Below are 15,551 nucleotides of genomic sequence, written 5' to 3'. Positions count from 1 at the left end.
GGGCATGCTTTCCCCCGATCCTGGTACATCGTTTCTGCGGGAATTCGCCGACGCGAAGCCGTTTGCGCTCGACGACTTTCAGCTCCAGGCCTGCCAGGCGGTGGAGCAAGACCGCGGCGTGCTGGTGTGCGCGCCCACCGGTTCGGGCAAGACCATCGTCGGCGAGTTCGCCGTCGCACTCGCCCTGCACCGCGGCACGAAGTGCTTCTACACCACGCCGATTAAGGCGCTGAGCAATCAGAAGTACCACGACTTAGTCGCAGAGCACGGCGAGGACGCGGTGGGCCTGCTTACCGGCGATACCAGCATCAACGGCTCCGCAGAGATCGTGGTGATGACCACCGAGGTCTTACGCAACATGCTGTACGCGGAGTCGCCCCAGCTGAACCGGCTCACGCACGTGGTGATGGACGAGATCCACTACCTTGCGGACCGGGACCGGGGTGCTGTGTGGGAGGAGATCATCCTCAACCTCGACGATTCTGTGAGCCTGATCGGCCTGTCCGCCACGGTGTCCAACTCCGAGGAATTCGGCGAGTGGCTCGACGCGGTGCGCGGCGACACCGAGGTCATCGTTTCCGAGCACCGCCCGGTGCCGCTGAGCCAGTACATGATGGTCGGCCGCAAGATGTTCCCGCTGTTCGAGCCGGGCACCGGCGGGCGGGTCAACCGCAGCCTCGAGCACGCCATCGAGCGCATTGAGGCGGGCTCCTCCGACGAGGGCCGCCGCGACTTCGAGGAGGGGAGGGGCTTTCGCTCCCGTTCGCGCAGCGGTCGCTCGCGCGGCCAGGACAAGGTCCGCCCCGTTGGCCGGCCCGAGGTCGTCTCTGCGCTGCAGGGCCAGGACATGCTGCCGGCGATCGTGTTCATCTTCTCCCGCGCGGGCTGCGACGGCGCATTGTTCCAGTGTTTGCGCTCGCGCAAGGAGCTGACCACGCCTGAGGAGCGCGCGGAGATCGAGCAGATCATCGACGACGGCGTGGAAGGCATCCCCGAAGAGGACCTGGAGGTGCTGAACTTCCGCCAGGTGCGCACAGCCTGGATGCGAGGGTTCGCCGCGCACCACGCTGGTCTGTTGCCCGCGTTCAAGCACATCGTGGAGCAGCTGTTCGTCCGCGGCTTGGTCAAGGTCGTTTTCGCCACCGAGACCCTGGCGCTGGGCATCAACATGCCGGCGCGCACCGTGGTGCTGGAGAAAATGGTCAAGTTCAACGGCGAGGCCCATGTGGACCTCACGCCAGGCCAGTACACCCAGCTCACCGGCCGTGCGGGCCGCCGCGGCATCGACCACATCGGAAACGCAGTTGTGCAGTGGGCGCCGGCAATGGACCCGCACCAGGTGGCGGGGCTAGCCTCCACCCGCACGTATCCGCTGATCTCCCAGTTCCAGCCCGGTTACAACATGGCCATCAATATGCTGGCGATGAACGGCTACGAGGATTCGATCCGCCTGATCGAGCAATCGTTCGCCCAGTTTCAAACCGACCGCTCCGTGGTGGGCGAGGTGCGCGACATTGAACGGCTGCAGCAGAAGGTGCGTACGCTGCGGGCCAAGCTGGATAGCGATATTTCTGCCTTCGCTCCGCCAAGCGACGACGCCGCCGCCGAACTGGTGGAGTACTCCAACTTGCGCAGGGACCTGTCGGAGGAGGAAAAGAAGGCTCGGCGCGACCACCTGGACAGCCGGCAGACGGAAACAGTTAAGATTCTCGGTTCCCTGCAGGTCGGGCAGGTCATCGCGCTGCCCGGCAAACGCAAGCCCGAACTCGCTGCCGTGGTTCAAGCCGCCGTGAAAGCGAACGATCCGCGGCCGTGGGTAACCACCGAGCGCGGTTGGTCCGGCCGCATCGACGCGTCGTCTTTCAAGAACCCGCCTTTGGTTGTGGGCCGGGTGAAGGTTCCCCGCCACATGCAGGACCAGCCGCGGCGGCATGCCCGCAAAGTTGCGGACCTGCTACACCGCGGGCACTTCAACGCCCCGAAGCGACTCCGGGAGCAGTCCCGGGTGCGGCCAAACAAGCAGATCACTGCGCTGCGTGAGGCAATCCGCAACCACCCGGTGCACGCCTGGCCCCCGGCCGACCGCGAAGTTCTTGCGCGCACCGCTGAGGAGATCGTGCGGGAAGAACGCAGACTGGCCACGTTGGAGCGCCGAGTGGACACCTCCACAGACTCGCTGGGTCGCACCTTCGAGCACATTATCGGGTTGCTCACGGAGATGGATTACGTTGAGCTCGACGCTGGCGAGCCGCAGGTCACCGACGAGGGAGAGCGCCTGTCGCGGATTCACAACGTCTCGGACCTTCTTGTTGCACAGTGCCTGAAGCGGGGGATCTGGGATGGGTTAGACCCGGCGGAGCTCGCTGGCGTCGCGTCCATGGTGGTGTTCGAAAACCGTCGTGCCACCGGCGGCACCCCCGAGGCAGCGACGGACGCGATGGCGGATGCGATGGGGGAGACGATGCGGGTTTACGGTGAGCTGGTTTCGGACGAGCAGCGCCACGGCCTGCCAGCAACCCGTCTGCCGGATCCCGGATTTTGCTTGTCCATCCACCAGTGGACCGCAGGCGCGCCTCTGGGTTACGCGCTCGCCGCGGCCGCCGAGTCCGGCGCGGAATTGACCCCCGGCGATTTCGTGCGCTGGTGCCGCCAGGTGATCGACTTGCTGGAGCAGATCAAGAAAACCGGTTACTCGGACGAGATCCGGGACAAAGCCAACCGCGCGGTGGACGCGATCCGCCGCGGCGTCGTGGCCATCGGGAATTAATCAGAGCGTCCGGATCGCATCTGCTAGTCCCACGGGCCACAGTGCAACCGTGGCGAGACGGAGGTTCACCCCAAGCGGGTCGAGGATGAGTGATTGCACCCCGACCACCTTCCCATCCGCCATTACCGGCCCGCCCGAATCACCCTTCACTGCCGGCGGGTTAGCAACGACCAGGCCTGCCGGGCTCACCGTGGTCTGCCGATTCCGCGACCACGCCGACGGCAGCGTGCCGAGGTACACGCCTGGCCGCGTCTGGACGTGCTGCGCCTTCCCACCGAACCCGAGAGTGAGCGTCCGCGCAAGCGGGCGCGGCATGGGCCCGAGGGGCAGCACAGGCGCATCCGCGGGTTTCGACAGGCGCACGAGAGCGATATCGGTACCGCGCATGACGTGCACATGAGCGGGGTCGTACGCGGAGCCGTTGATACGCACGCGCACTCCAGCCCACCCGCGCCGCGCGAGAAAGTGCGCGCACGTGAGCACGATGTCCGGGGCAATAAGCACGCCGGAGCAGTAGCCGCCTGGCGCGGCGAGGCGGGCGACGGAGCAGCGGAGGTCGGACGTCACGGGGGAGATGGTAGCGATCTACCATTGCGCCCATGACTGCTTTTGACCCTGATGTGTACAGCGGACGCCGCAACCGGGCCGCCCGGCTCCTGCAGGACCGGGGGCTGGGCGGACTCGTCATCGGTACCGGTGCGGAGTTTGCGTTCCTCACCGGTTCTTGGGCGTCGTCCCATGAACGCCTTACCGCGCTGGTCATCGCGCCAGACGGGGCCGCCGTGGTGGCTCCGGTGACAGATATCCAGTCGTTGGGATTAGAGGGCGCGGCAGACGTGGAGGTCCTCGGGTGGCGCGACGGCGACAACCCGTACCAGCTTGTCGCGGAACGGCTCGGCGAGGGGACCATCGGGGTGGGGTCCTCCCTGACCGCCGACCATGTCTTCGCGCTGCAGGGGCTACTGCCGCGGACGGAATTAGCGTCGGATGCGGTGGCGGAGCTCTTCATGGTCAAAGACGCCGAGGAGATCGCACAGCTCGAGCGAGCCGGGGCGGCGATTGACCGCGTGCACGAGCGCGCCGCCGAGCTCCTGCGTCCCGGGCGCACCGAGCGCGACGTTGCCGAGGAGCTCCACCAGCTCATCTTGGACGAGCACGACACGGTCGAGTTTGTCATCGTCGGCTCCGGCCCGAACGGCTCCAACCCGCACCACGACTTCTCCGACCGCGTGCTTGAGCCAGGGGACCCGGTTGTGGTGGACCTGGGCGGGGCGCTGCCATCCGGCTACCAGTCCGACTGCACGCGCACCCACGTGGTGGGCGAGCCCGCCCAAGCGCCCAAGGAGTTTCTCCAGGCCTACGAAGTCTTGCAGCAGGCCTTTCAGGCGGCGTGCAACGCGGCCCGCCCGGGCATGACCGCTGGCGATCTCGACGCTGTGGCACGCAACGTGATTGAGCAGGGGGGTTACGGGGAATACTTCACGCACCGTCTCGGCCACGGCATTGGGCTGTCCGGGCACGAACAGCCCTTTATCATCGCAGGCAGTGACGTTGAGCTGCGAGAAGGGATGGTGTTTTCCATTGAGCCGGGAATCTACAAACCCGGGGAGTGGGGGATGCGCATCGAAGACATTGTGCGGATGACCGCAGACGGGGTGGTCACGCTCAACCACACCCGGCGCGCGCTGGGCGGCGGCGATGCGTAACGGTGCAGGCACCGTCCTGCTGCTTGGCGCGCGCAGCGATATCGGAGGGGAGATCGCCCAGCGCGTATGCGCGGGCAGGGAAGTGGTGCTCGCGGCGCGAGGACGTCGAGGGCTGGCGGATATCGAAGAGCGTCTGCTTGACGCGGGCGCTACCGCCGTCCGCGCGGTGGACTTTGATGCCGCCGACCTCGAATCGCACCGCACAATCGTGCGCGAGGCGGGTCAGGTGACCACCGCGATCGTGGCGTTCGGCATCCTCGGCGACCACAACCGCGCCGAGCACGACGAGGCGGAGGCCGCACGAATCGCCACCGTCGATTACCTCGCGCAGGTGAGCATGCTGACCGTGCTCGCAGATGAAATGCCGGCGGGGGAGATCTACGCGTTTTCTTCCATCGCGGGGTGGCGGGCACGGCGGGCGAACTACGTCTACGGGTCGACGAAGGCCGGTCTCGACGCATTCTGCCAGGGGTTGATGGACCGGTTGCACGGCTCGCCGCTCCGCCTCATCCTGGCGCGGCCCGGCTTCGTCATCGGTTCTATGACTGAGGGGATGAAGCCGGCGGTGATGTCTGTGACCCCGGACATAGTCGCCGACGCCGTGGTTACAGCCGCGCGCCGCGGGAGGAGCACGACGGTGTGGATTCCCCGCCGGCTCGCGCTTCTGGCCGCCGTCATGCGGGTAGTGCCGCGGCCCGTATGGAGGCGCATGCCGAGGTAAGCGCCAGGTTAGGTAACCTCAACCCCATGCCGATCCCTCTTCTCGCATACTTCGTTGTCGAAGCGCTCGCGTTCTTCCTCGTGGCCAGGGCCATCGGCGTCGGGTGGGCGCTTCTGACCATATTCGTCCTCATGATTGCAGGCGGCGCAGCTGCCACCATGGCGCTGCGTGGCGCAATGATGGACGCCGTGAACGGCCACTCGAGCGTGGGCAAACTCGCAGGAGACACCGCGTTGCTCATCGGTGGGTGGGCCTTGAGCGTCGTCCCCGGCTTCGTCACCTCCCTTGTGGGCCTGCCCCTGGTGTTTGGGCCGACTCGCGGCCTCATCCGCAAGACCATGACCAGGCGAGCGCGCTCCGCCGTGGAGAACCTCGGCGTCCGCGTGTACAACGCAACCCCGCTGGGACAGTTCCAAACCAGCTACGGCAGTTTTACCCAGTCGGGCACCCAGCCCAGCGCACCGACGGGAGCAGACCAGCGACAGGAGCCGGTCATCGACGCCGACGAGCTCGAGCAGTGGTACCGCATGGACGGCCCAGACGGCCCCGATACCAACTCCCAAGGCGGGGCGCGTTAAGTGCCCGCGTTCATCCGCTTCGGGCTCGCCGCCGTTTCCGGCTGGCTTGTGTACCTGTCGTACGAGCCAATCGGCTACTGGTGGGCAGGGATCGCAGGTGTGGCGCTGCTATGGCTCATGCTCGTTCCTTGGCCGAGGAGCGTGACGACCCCGCTAGGAATGGCGGGCGAAGCCCAGGAACGCCCGAGCGCGGCATTCGGTGCGTTCATCGGCTTGACGCACGGGTTGTTCTGCTACCTCTTCTTGCTGCCGTGGGTGGGCGAATTTGTTGGCCCGATGCCCTACGTCGCGCTCGCGGTGACGATGGCGCTCTACGCGCTAGCCACAGGCGCATTCGGCGTCATCGCTGCACGCTGGCGTTTCGGCGCGTTGGCGTTTCCCTTCATCTACGTGGCGGTCGAGTTCGTCCGGTCGTCCTGGCCCTTTGGGGGCTTTGCCTGGGTGCGGCTCGCGTGGGGTCAGATCAACGGCCCGCTCGCACCCCTTGCTGCCTGGGGCGGACCTGCGCTTGTCACCCTCGCTGCCGTGTTCGTGGCGGTCGGGCTGGGGTCGCTTCTCTGCGCAGCTTCGCGTCGCGCCGCCGCCCTGGCCGTTGTCCTTCCGCTCGCGGCAGGCCTCCTCGCGGGTCTCGGAGTCGGCGGGGACTCGTCCACAGTCGACCGTGCCCGCGTAGCCGCCGTGCAGGGCAACGTCCCTCGAATGGGATTGGACTTTAACGAGCAGCGCCGCGCCGTATTGAGCAACCATGTCAACGAAACGCTGAAGCTGGCGAAGGAGACCCGCGATGCCGGCGAGCCGCTCGATATGGTGATCTGGCCCGAGAACGCTTCCGACGTCAACCCCTTCGCCGACACTGAGGCTGCGGCGCTAGTCGGTGTCGCCGTACGCGGAGTGGACGCACCTGTGCTTATAGGCACGCTCACGCGCGACGACGCGGGGGCGCGCAACACCATGGTCGTCTTCGATCCGGAAACGGGTGCGGGGGAGCGCCACAACAAGCGCTTCTTGCAGCCGTTCGGCGAATACATGCCGATGCGCGACTTCTTCCGCAATTTTTCCGAGCTGGTGGATTTGGCCGGGGACTTCAAACCCGGCGACGATAACGGCGTTGTCCACATGGGCAACATCCCGGTCGGAGTGGCCACCTGCTACGAGATCGCTGAAGACGAGGCGTATCGCATGGCGGTACGCGGCGGGGCGCAAATACTGTCGACGCCCACGAACAACGCCACCTTCGGGTTCACGGACATGACCTACCAGCAGCTGGCGATGAGCCGGATGCGAGCACTTGAGACCGACAGGGCGGTCGTGGTGGCCGCGACATCCGGTGTGTCCGCCATCGTGCACCCAGACGGCACGGTCTCGCAGCAGACCAGCATTTTCGAGCCAGCGCACTTGATTGAGGAGCTGCCGCTGCGAACCGCAACGACGCCGGCAGTGCGTTTCGGTGGAGCGCTGGAATGGTTGCTCGTCGGCGCTGGCGCGCTGCTTATGCTCGCCGCAACCGTGTCCGCACGCAAGAACCGGCGAGGGTATGCTCCTTCGAGAAACCCCAAGCGTACCTATGAGGAGATGTAGCACCGTGGCCAACCAGACACTGGTGATTATCCCGACCTATAACGAGGTAGAAAACCTCCCGCTCATCATCGAGCGAGTGCTGGCCACTAAGGATGCGGTAGACATCCTCGTCGTCGACGACAACTCGCCTGATGGCACCGGTGCAAAGGCGGATGACCTTGCTCAGGCGCACGACGAAGTTAACGTTCTGCACCGCACTGGCAAGGAGGGCTTGCTCGCCGCCTACCGAGCGGGCTTCACTTGGGGTCTCGAGCGCGACTACAACGTGCTCGTCCAGATGGACGCCGACGGCTCACACGCGCCCGGGGAGCTGCACCGCCTTCTCGACGCTGTTGCCGACGGCGCAGACTTGGCCATCGGCTCGCGCTACATCGAAGGCGGCGAGGTGAAGAACTGGCCGAAGGAGCGCTTCTTGCTGTCCAAGCTGGGCAACCAGTACATCTCCGTCGCGCTGGGAACAGACGTGGCAGACATGACGGCCGGCTACCGCGCGTTCAAGCGGGAAGTGCTGGAGGAGCTCGACCTCGACGCGCTTTCGACGAAGGGCTACATCTTCCAAGTCGAGATCGCCCACAAGGTGGCCAAGCTTCGCTACGACGTGCGCGAAGTCCCGATCACGTTTGAGGACCGCAAACTGGGTGAATCCAAGCTGAACGCCAGCTTCGCAACCGCATCGCTGGCAGAAGTGACCAAATGGGGAGTGGCGGAGAAGGCCACGTTCGTCAAGGACCTCACCGTGGAGACTGGCCGCCAGCTGGCACACGCTGTGGAGCACTCCCAGCTCGCTGAACTGGGCAAAAAGGTGGAAAATGCCCCAGAGCGAGCCATCACCACCATCGGTGAGTTCGCCGCAGTGGCGAAGCACGAGGTCCAAGGTTTCGACCTAGGAGCACTGCGTTCCCGGGCAGCACGCAGAGTTAACGACGCAGTCCACCTGGGAGAGGAGACGGCGCGCCAGGCACTGCACGCGCTTGGTCTCGACGGCAAGCGCCGATAGAAGAGCGAAACAGCCAAGCGCCCGTCCGGTGACCATGGTCACCGGACGGGCGCTTCGCGTGAGACGCGCGGAGGCGCGCTAGCTCTTGTTGGCCTGCTGCTGCTCCTTGGCGATGCGGGCTGCGGTGCGGCGACGCTTGCGCAGCTGCTCTAGACGCTCTTCGAGTAGGACATCGAGCTCCTCGATCGTGCGGCGTTCCCGCAGCATGTCCCAGTGGGTGCGCGGCGGCTTGGCAGGCTTGGATTCCACGCCTTCGCCCTCCATAAGGGTGCCTACCTGGCCGTTCTTGCACATCCACTCTTCAGGGATCTCGGCGTCGTCTGCGAACGGCACCTCGAACACCTCGCCGTTCGGGGTGCGGTACTTCGCCATCTGGCGCGGCGCGAGATCATGGTCGCGGTCCGTTTCGTAGCTGACTGCGCCCATGCGGCTACCGCGAAGAACCCGATCAGCCATGGTACTCACCATCCTTTTCAACCCGTTTGTTTTCAGTCGCTCCAGTATAACGGTGGCTTCGTGCGGATTGTTCCCCGCCACTTCCCGCAGAAGGACAGTTGTAATAGACTATTTCGTTGTGACGGATAACCTACGTTCCTTTACCAAGAAGGCTCCCGTGTGCGCGTGGTGCGGTAGAGACATTCCCGTGAACCACGGTCGCGGCAGGAAACGGAAGTATTGCGGCCCTTCCTGTAAGCAACGCGCGTACGAGCAGCGCACTATGCTTGCTGGAACCGCCGTGGACGAGGACGCCGTGATCCTCAACCGCAGCCGAGTCGCCGAGATCCGTGATCGGCTGTACGCGCTGCGGTGCGCGGCGGAGGACATTCGCACCGCAAACGCCGAGAGTGCGGGCCCTGACGATTTGGCTCCGCTATGTGACGAATTAGTAGACTTGGCCCGGCAACTTGAAAGGTTGAGGTGATGTCCACGTGGTGACGAGCGCGGAGGCGAACGCGAAAAAGCGCAGAATTCTCATTATTGCCGTGTCCATCTTTATCGTCGTCGCGGTGGTGGTGGCCATGGTTCCGTTGTTGATGAATCTATTCATGGGCAACGGCGTGAAAACTGAGGGCATCTCGTCCGAGGAAGTGTCTGCTGCGTCCACAGCAATCGATGGCGAGTGGCAGGTGACCAACCGACCGGGCAGCAATTCCACCTCAGCAGGGTTTACGTTCGACGAGGTGCTGCCCGGTGAACGGCGCACCACGTCGGCGTCCACCCAGGGTGTGACCGGTTTTGCGACGATTGTGGACGGCACGTTGACTGCCGGCGAGATCACGGTAGACATGCAGCATCTCACGTCGGACAGCGATGTGCGGGATGAGTCCGTTCGGCAACGCATTTTCCACACTGCGGAGTACCCGGAGGCGACGTTTAGGGTGACTGAGCCTACGGATGTGTCGGCGGTGCCAGACGACGGCTCCGTCGGCTCTGTGGAGCTAACCGGAGACCTGACTATCCACGGAACGACCCAACCCGTCACGCAGCGTTTTGCTGTAGCGCGGTCCGGAGACCGTCTCATCGTAGCGGGCGACATCCCGATCAACCGGCTGGACTACGGAGTGGAAACACCGGAGCTCGTTGCAGCGAAAATTGCCGAAGACGGCGAAGTGAATGTCCGCGTGAACCTGACTAAGTAGTCGCCTTCATTACGTAACATGACGTAATTAAAAGCACGGGAGGGCCTAGTGCACGGCGCGCTAGGCCCTTCCTCACCCCTCCAGAACTGTCCGATAATGTACATTATGTCAAGTAACGTGGGAGGAGCTAAGCCCGCCTTAGCGGCGCCCTCTCCTGTTACGACGTGCCAAGGTGATTTGCGCGAGATCGATCATTCCCAGCCGCGCCATTGCCTCGCGCAGCGCGAACTGCCATACCCACATCCTCCGGAAGACCGCGTCGAAGCCGTCGGCGGCGGCGTCGCGGACTTTGCCGTCAAACGTGATGCGCTGCAGGCGGAGCGACGCCGCGAGGTGCTCAGGTGCAGACGTTCGCGCCACCACGCGCAGATCGGTGTTCCTGTCGATGTCCTTTGCAATCTCGTCCATGCTTGCATACCGCAGCCCGGGCCAGATGTACGCCCGCATGGATTCGGTAGCCAGATCTGCCAGGCCGCTGTACACGGAGGTACGCACAATCGTCTGCAGAGCCACTCGTCCACTCGGCGCCAGCATCGCATCGACGGACCGCAGGTAACGCGCCTGCTGGCGCCGCGGCCACGTCTCCAGCGATTCTGTGTTCACTACAGCGTCGTAGGATCCCCGCCGCTGGCGCGCGAGCGCCCCCGGCCCCTCAGCGACTCTCTCCGGGGCAACCGACCCGTCCGAGCCGGCAAAGATCAACCGCTCCCGCAATGCGGCGTAGAGCCGCGCGTCTCGGGCAACAGCGTCGACGGTGGCGCCGCGTGTAGCAGCAGCAAGCGCCAGCTTCCCACCTCCGGAGGGATACTCCAACATGTGGGTGCCTGCGGCGACGCCGACTGCGTCTAGAAGCATCGTGACGCTGCGGTTTTGCGCGTCTTGAAGGTCAGCGCGCTCCGACTCCATGGGTGTGCCGATTTCCGTCACTGATACGAAATGATGAGCAGGCTCGGATCCCCGCCCGGCACCTCGCACATGCGATTTCACCCGAGCGCGTTCAGTGGTTGCCACACCGGTGGCGAAATGCCCTTGAAACGCACTCATGCCGTCACCGGAAAAATGCGCGACTAGGTCAGGCGGCACATCACCCGCCATCGCCGGCCGCGGGGCATCCACTCGAGGCGTGCGCGGACGGTATCCGGCGCGCAAGAGGGCCGTCAGGGCGTCGACAAGCTGCTCAGAGCTTGTGGTCGACCACTCGCCTGCCATGTATCCCTCGGCGAGCCCTACCCAGCCCCCCGCCGCAATGCGCGGGAAGACTTCCGCCCGCTCGACGGTAATGTCTGCCTCGTCGCCAGAAAGGCTCAGCCCCGCCGCCGCACACGCTCGCGCAAATCCAGCCTCCGCACGTTTGGTACGTAACCTGCCCGGTTGCGGAACTGTAGCGATTCCCGGCCACACGTCCGCGTCAATGGGCTTCAGGTGGGCTGGGCGGCTCTCGCGGGTGAACTCGGACATTCTTTGCATGCTAGTTGTCGCGCTGTTGAAGACGGGATGCCACGGCGGAGGCAGCGATCCCGGATCATCTGTAAGCGCGTACTATGTAGGCCGTTCCAGTAACGAAAGTCATTGACCCGAGGAGAATGCTCATGGCCTCACAGGTGAACCGCCCCGCTGGCAGCCGCCACCACGTTGTGATTGTCGGCGCGGGTTTCGGCGGCGTCAACGCCGTGAAGGAGCTCGCGGACGCTGATGTAGACATCACGTTGATCAACAACACCAACCACCACCTTTTCCCGCCACTGCTGTACCAGGTGGCGACGGGCCTGATGTCCTCGGGTGAGATCACCGGCGACATCCGCCAAATGTTCGCCAACCAGCAGAACGTGCGTGTGGTGCGCGGCACCGTCGAAACCGTCGATACCGACGCGAAGACCGTCACCTCCGTCGAAGGCGGCAAGGAGTCCGTCTTCGGCTACGACTCCCTCATCGTGGCTGCCGGCGCTGGACAGTCCTACTTCGGCAACGACCACTTCGCCCAGTTTGCGCCGGGCCTGAAGACCCTGGACCACGCGTTTGAGATCAGGGCCCGTCTGATCGCCGCCTTTGAGCGTGCGGAGCTTGCAGAGACCCCTGAAGAGCGCGAGCGTGAGCTGACGTTCGTGATCGTCGGCGCAGGCCCAACCGGCGTGGAGCTAGCTGGCCAGGTGGCGGAGATGGCGCACCGCGCGTTCACCTCGGGCCGGTACTCCTTTAGCACCGAGCAGGCTAAGATCTACCTTCTCGACGGTGCGCCGCAGGTGCTGCCGCCCTTCGGCAAGCGCCTGGGTAAGAAGGCGCAGCGCGAGCTGGAAAAGTCCGGCGTGACCGTCATTCTCAACGCCATGGTGACCAACGTGGACGCGGACTCCGTGACCTACAAGGACATGAAGACGGAGCAAGAAACCACCATCGACACCCCGACGAAGATCTGGTCCGCCGGTGTGGCCGCTTCCCCGCTGGGCAAGCAGGTGGCGGAGCAGCTCGGCGCCGAAGCCGATCGCGCCGGCAAGGTGGCGGTCAACGCCGACCTCTCCGTGGGCGACGATCCAAACGTCTTCGTCATCGGCGACATGATGAGCCGCGACCGCCTCCCTGGTGTTGCGCAGGTGGCTATCCAGTCCGGTGAGTACGTGGGCAAGATCATCAAGGAGCAGGTCGAACACGACGTCGCTCCGGAGAACCGCGACCCGTTCGACTACTTTGACAAGGGCTCGATGGCCATCATCAACCGCTTCAACGCGGTAGTGAAGATGGGCAAGGTCGAAATCACCGGTTTCATCGGCTGGCTCATGTGGCTCGGCGTGCACCTCTCCTTCCTTACCGGCACCCGCAACAGGATCGTGGCTGCCAACGAGTGGACCATCAACGCCTTCTCCCGCACCCGCCACAACTTGGCGGTGACGGAAGGCCAGCTCGAGTGTCCCGTACAGGAGGACGAGGAGTAGACCACGCCCCTCAGGCTCCCCGGTACCAGGCGCAACCGAGACTGGTACCGGGGATTTTTCTCTGCGCAAACGTGCCGCAAATCACTCCAATCGTACTACCTATTAAAGCTAACAACGGCCTACACTGAGTGGTGAGCGGCAAGCGCTTTGAAAGTACATGGGCATGAGATTGGGCAAGCGCAGCCGCCAGAGTTCCTTATCGTTTCACTGAAGAAGGACTGTGCAACTGTGACTGTTTCTACAGAGCCGCAACTTGAAAACCGCGCATGGGACGGCTTCGCGCCGGGACCGTGGATGGAACGCATCGACGTCCGCGATTTCGTCCAGCGCAACTACGCCCCTTACGACGGGGATGCATCGTTCCTAGAGGGTGCAACCGACAAAACGCTTCGCCTCTGGGACCACTTGGATAAGAACTACCTCGCCGTCGAACGCGACCGCCGCGTCTACGACGTCGACACCGAAACCCCCGCCGACATCGACGCGTTCGAGCCGGGGTACATCTCCGAGGACGACGACGTCATCGTGGGTTTGCAGACGGACACCCCGACCAAACGCGCCATGATGCCGAACGGCGGCTGGCGCATGGTTGAGCAAGCCATCAAGGAAGCCGGCAAAGAGGTGAACCCGGAGGTGAAGAAGATCTTCACCGAATACCGGAAGACGCACAACGACGCCGTCTTTGACATCTACACCCCGCGCATTCGTGCTGCCCGCTCGTCGCACATCGTGACGGGTTTGCCAGACGCCTATGGCCGCGGCCGCATCATCGGCGACTACCGCCGGGTCGCCCTGTACGGTGTGGACTTCCTCATCGAGGAAAAGCAGCATGCCAAGGACGCGTCGTTGGAGCAAGGGTTCTCGGAGCACTGGGCCCGCTACCGCGAAGAGCACGCCGAGCAGATTAAGGCGCTGAAGAAGCTGAAGAAGATGGCTGCCGGATACGGCTTCGACATCTCTGGGCCGGCCACGAACGCGAAAGAAGCGGTGCAGTGGACCTACTTCGGCTACCTCGCGTCCGTCAAGAGCCAAGACGGTGCCGCAATGTCCATCGGACGCCTCTCCCCTTTCTTGGACGTGTACTTTGAGCGCGATCTGGCCAACGGCACACTCACCGAGGTTGAAGCCCAAGAGATCATCGATGCGCTGGTGATCAAGCTGCGCATCGTGCGCTTCCTCCGCACTGAGGACTACGACCAGATCTTCTCCGGCGACCCCTACTGGGCCACCTGGACCGACGCGGGCTTTTCGTCCGACGGCCGCCACCAGGTGACCAAGACAGCGTTCCGTTTGCTGCAGACGCTGCGCAACCTCGGGCCTGCGCCGGAGCCCAACATCACCATCTTCTGGGATCCTTCCCTTCCCGCGGGATACAAGGAGTTCTGCGCGGCGATCTCCATTGAGACGTCGTCGCTGCAATACGAGTCCGACAGGCAGATCCGCGATAAGTGGGGCGACGATGCCGCGATCGCGTGCTGCGTGTCCCCCATGCAGGTGGGCAAGCAGATGCAGTTCTTCGGCGCACGTGTGAACGCGGCAAAGGCGCTGCTCTACGCCATGAACGGCGGCCGCGATGAAGTCAGCGGCAAGCAGATCACCGACGGCGACCACACCCCCATCGAGGGCGACGGCCCGCTCGACTTCGACGAAGTCTGGCAGAAGTACGAAGAAATGCTCGACTGGGTCATCGGCACCTACGTTGAAGCCCTGAACATCATCCACTACTGCCACGACCGCTACGCCTACGAGTCCATCGAGATGGCGCTGCACGATTCCGACATCGTCCGCACCATGGGCTGCGGCATCGCAGGCCTGTCCATCGTGGCCGACTCGTTGTCCGCCATTAAGTACGCGAAGGTCACGCCGGTGCGCGACGAAACCGGCTTGATCGTCGATTACGTCACCGAGGGCGAGTTCCCGGTGTACGGCAACGACGACGACCGCGCGGACGACATCGCGGCGACGGTGGTGCACACGGTGATGCAGAAGATCAAGGCGATCCCGCTCTACCGCGACGCCATCCCAACTCAATCGGTGCTGACTATCACCTCGAACGTGGTCTACGGAAAAGCCACCGGTTCCTTCCCCTCGGGCCACAAGGCAGGCACCCCATTCGCGCCAGGCGCGAACCCGGAAAACGGCGCCGACAACCACGGCATGGTCGCCTCGATGCTGTCCGTGGGCAAGCTCGACTACAACGACGCGCTGGACGGCATTTCGCTGACCAACACGATCACGCCGTCCGGCTTGGGCCGCAATAAGGAAGAGCAGGTCACCAACTTGGTCGGTGTGCTCGACGCCGGCTTCATCATGGACAACGCCGACGTGGCGGTCCACCCCGCCTAACCCACCCCCACCCACAACCGATTCGAAGGAGTCACCACAATGTCCACCCCCACTTTTGACGAGCGCCTCGCCTCTATGAAGGCATCCCGGTCAGCGCACAACATGGAATCGGGCCTTTACCACGCCAACATCAACGTCCTGGATGAGTCCACCCTCGAGGACGCGATGGAGCACCCGGAAAACTACCCGAACCTGACTGTCCGCGTCTCCGGCTACGCCGTGAACTTTGTCAAGCTGACAAAGGAGCAGCAGCGCGACGTCATTTCCCGTACCTTCCACCAGGGTGCGTAG

At 64.1% G+C, this 15,551-nt stretch carries 14 protein-coding genes; 11 read left to right on the top strand and 3 right to left on the bottom strand.

Going from position 1 to position 15,551, the window contains the following annotated elements; translation table 11 throughout:
- Nucleotides 1-4: 4 nt before the first annotated feature.
- Nucleotides 5-2,767: a DEAD/DEAH box helicase gene (locus CUREI_RS05915; protein WP_038611536.1), complete on the top strand. Its 2,763-nt coding sequence runs from the start codon at nt 5-7 to the stop codon at nt 2,765-2,767.
- Here CUREI_RS05915 and CUREI_RS05910 read toward each other — a convergent pair whose 3' ends face one another.
- Entirely contained in the window at nt 2,768-3,334 is a 567-nt protein-coding gene (locus tag CUREI_RS05910; RefSeq protein WP_038611533.1) for a S1 family peptidase, read from the bottom strand. It abuts the gene before it with no gap.
- 32 nt (nt 3,335-3,366) lie between these two features.
- On the opposite strand from CUREI_RS05910, the gene CUREI_RS05905 reads away from it, so the two are divergent.
- Genes CUREI_RS05905 through CUREI_RS05885 form a run of 5 tightly spaced genes read left to right on the top strand, consistent with a single transcriptional unit; the run spans nt 3,367 to nt 8,347 of the window.
- Complete coding sequence (locus CUREI_RS05905) at nt 3,367-4,473, top strand: M24 family metallopeptidase (protein ID WP_038611529.1); 1,107 nt, start codon at nt 3,367-3,369, stop codon at nt 4,471-4,473.
- On the top strand, nt 4,466-5,194 hold the full coding sequence (locus CUREI_RS05900; protein WP_038611526.1) for an SDR family oxidoreductase: 729 nt from the start codon (nt 4,466-4,468) through the stop codon (nt 5,192-5,194). The genes CUREI_RS05905 and CUREI_RS05900 overlap by 8 nt, the downstream gene beginning before the upstream one ends.
- A 26-nt stretch (nt 5,195-5,220) precedes the next feature.
- Nucleotides 5,221-5,772, top strand: coding sequence for an FxsA family protein (locus tag CUREI_RS05895; protein ID WP_038611524.1), 552 nt, complete (start codon nt 5,221-5,223; stop codon nt 5,770-5,772).
- A complete protein-coding gene (lnt, locus tag CUREI_RS05890; RefSeq protein WP_038611521.1) occupies nt 5,773-7,350 on the top strand; it encodes an apolipoprotein N-acyltransferase in 1,578 nt (525 codons plus the stop codon).
- A complete protein-coding gene (locus tag CUREI_RS05885) occupies nt 7,337-8,347 on the top strand; it encodes a polyprenol monophosphomannose synthase (protein ID WP_051952236.1) in 1,011 nt (336 codons plus the stop codon). Before lnt ends, CUREI_RS05885 begins: the two co-directional genes overlap by 14 nt.
- A 78-nt stretch (nt 8,348-8,425) precedes the next feature.
- Here the strand turns inward: CUREI_RS05885 and CUREI_RS05880 are convergent, their stop codons facing one another.
- Nucleotides 8,426-8,803 carry an RNA polymerase-binding protein RbpA gene (locus CUREI_RS05880; RefSeq protein WP_038611519.1) on the bottom strand — a complete coding sequence of 126 codons (378 nt, stop codon included), beginning with the start codon at nt 8,801-8,803 and terminating at the stop codon, nt 8,426-8,428.
- Between the two features lie 262 nt (nt 8,804-9,065).
- Between CUREI_RS05880 and CUREI_RS12810 the strand changes: the two genes are divergently transcribed.
- Together CUREI_RS12810 and CUREI_RS05870 are read left to right on the top strand one after the other, a co-directional pair.
- Entirely contained in the window at nt 9,066-9,269 is a 204-nt protein-coding gene (locus CUREI_RS12810) for a hypothetical protein (RefSeq protein ID WP_330216986.1), read from the top strand.
- A 7-nt stretch (nt 9,270-9,276) separates the two neighbouring features.
- The gene (locus CUREI_RS05870; RefSeq protein ID WP_236627159.1) at nt 9,277-9,987 is read left to right on the top strand and encodes a YceI family protein; all 711 of its coding nucleotides are present in this window, start codon (nt 9,277-9,279) and stop codon (nt 9,985-9,987) included.
- Nucleotides 9,988-10,125: 138 nt separating this feature from the next.
- Here CUREI_RS05870 and CUREI_RS05865 read toward each other — a convergent pair whose 3' ends face one another.
- Entirely contained in the window at nt 10,126-11,445 is a 1,320-nt protein-coding gene (locus CUREI_RS05865; RefSeq protein ID WP_038611516.1) for an SAM-dependent methyltransferase, read from the bottom strand.
- Nucleotides 11,446-11,576: 131 nt separating this feature from the next.
- On the opposite strand from CUREI_RS05865, the gene CUREI_RS05860 reads away from it, so the two are divergent.
- From CUREI_RS05860 to grcA2, 3 genes are all read left to right on the top strand, one after another.
- On the top strand, nt 11,577-12,914 hold the full coding sequence (locus CUREI_RS05860; RefSeq protein ID WP_038611513.1) for an NAD(P)/FAD-dependent oxidoreductase: 1,338 nt from the start codon (nt 11,577-11,579) through the stop codon (nt 12,912-12,914).
- Nucleotides 12,915-13,208: 294 nt separating this feature from the next.
- The gene (locus tag CUREI_RS05855) at nt 13,209-15,260 is read left to right on the top strand and encodes a pyruvate formate lyase family protein (RefSeq protein ID WP_330217001.1); all 2,052 of its coding nucleotides are present in this window, start codon (nt 13,209-13,211) and stop codon (nt 15,258-15,260) included.
- A gap of 39 nt (nt 15,261-15,299) precedes the next feature.
- Nucleotides 15,300-15,551, top strand: coding sequence for an autonomous glycyl radical cofactor GrcA2 (gene grcA2, locus CUREI_RS12805; RefSeq protein WP_038611508.1), 252 nt, complete (start codon nt 15,300-15,302; stop codon nt 15,549-15,551).

The sequence above is a fragment of the Corynebacterium ureicelerivorans genome (assembly GCF_000747315.1).
Taxonomy (GTDB): domain Bacteria; phylum Actinomycetota; class Actinomycetes; order Mycobacteriales; family Mycobacteriaceae; genus Corynebacterium; species Corynebacterium mucifaciens.
This window is presented reverse-complemented; position numbering and strand designations above follow the sequence as displayed.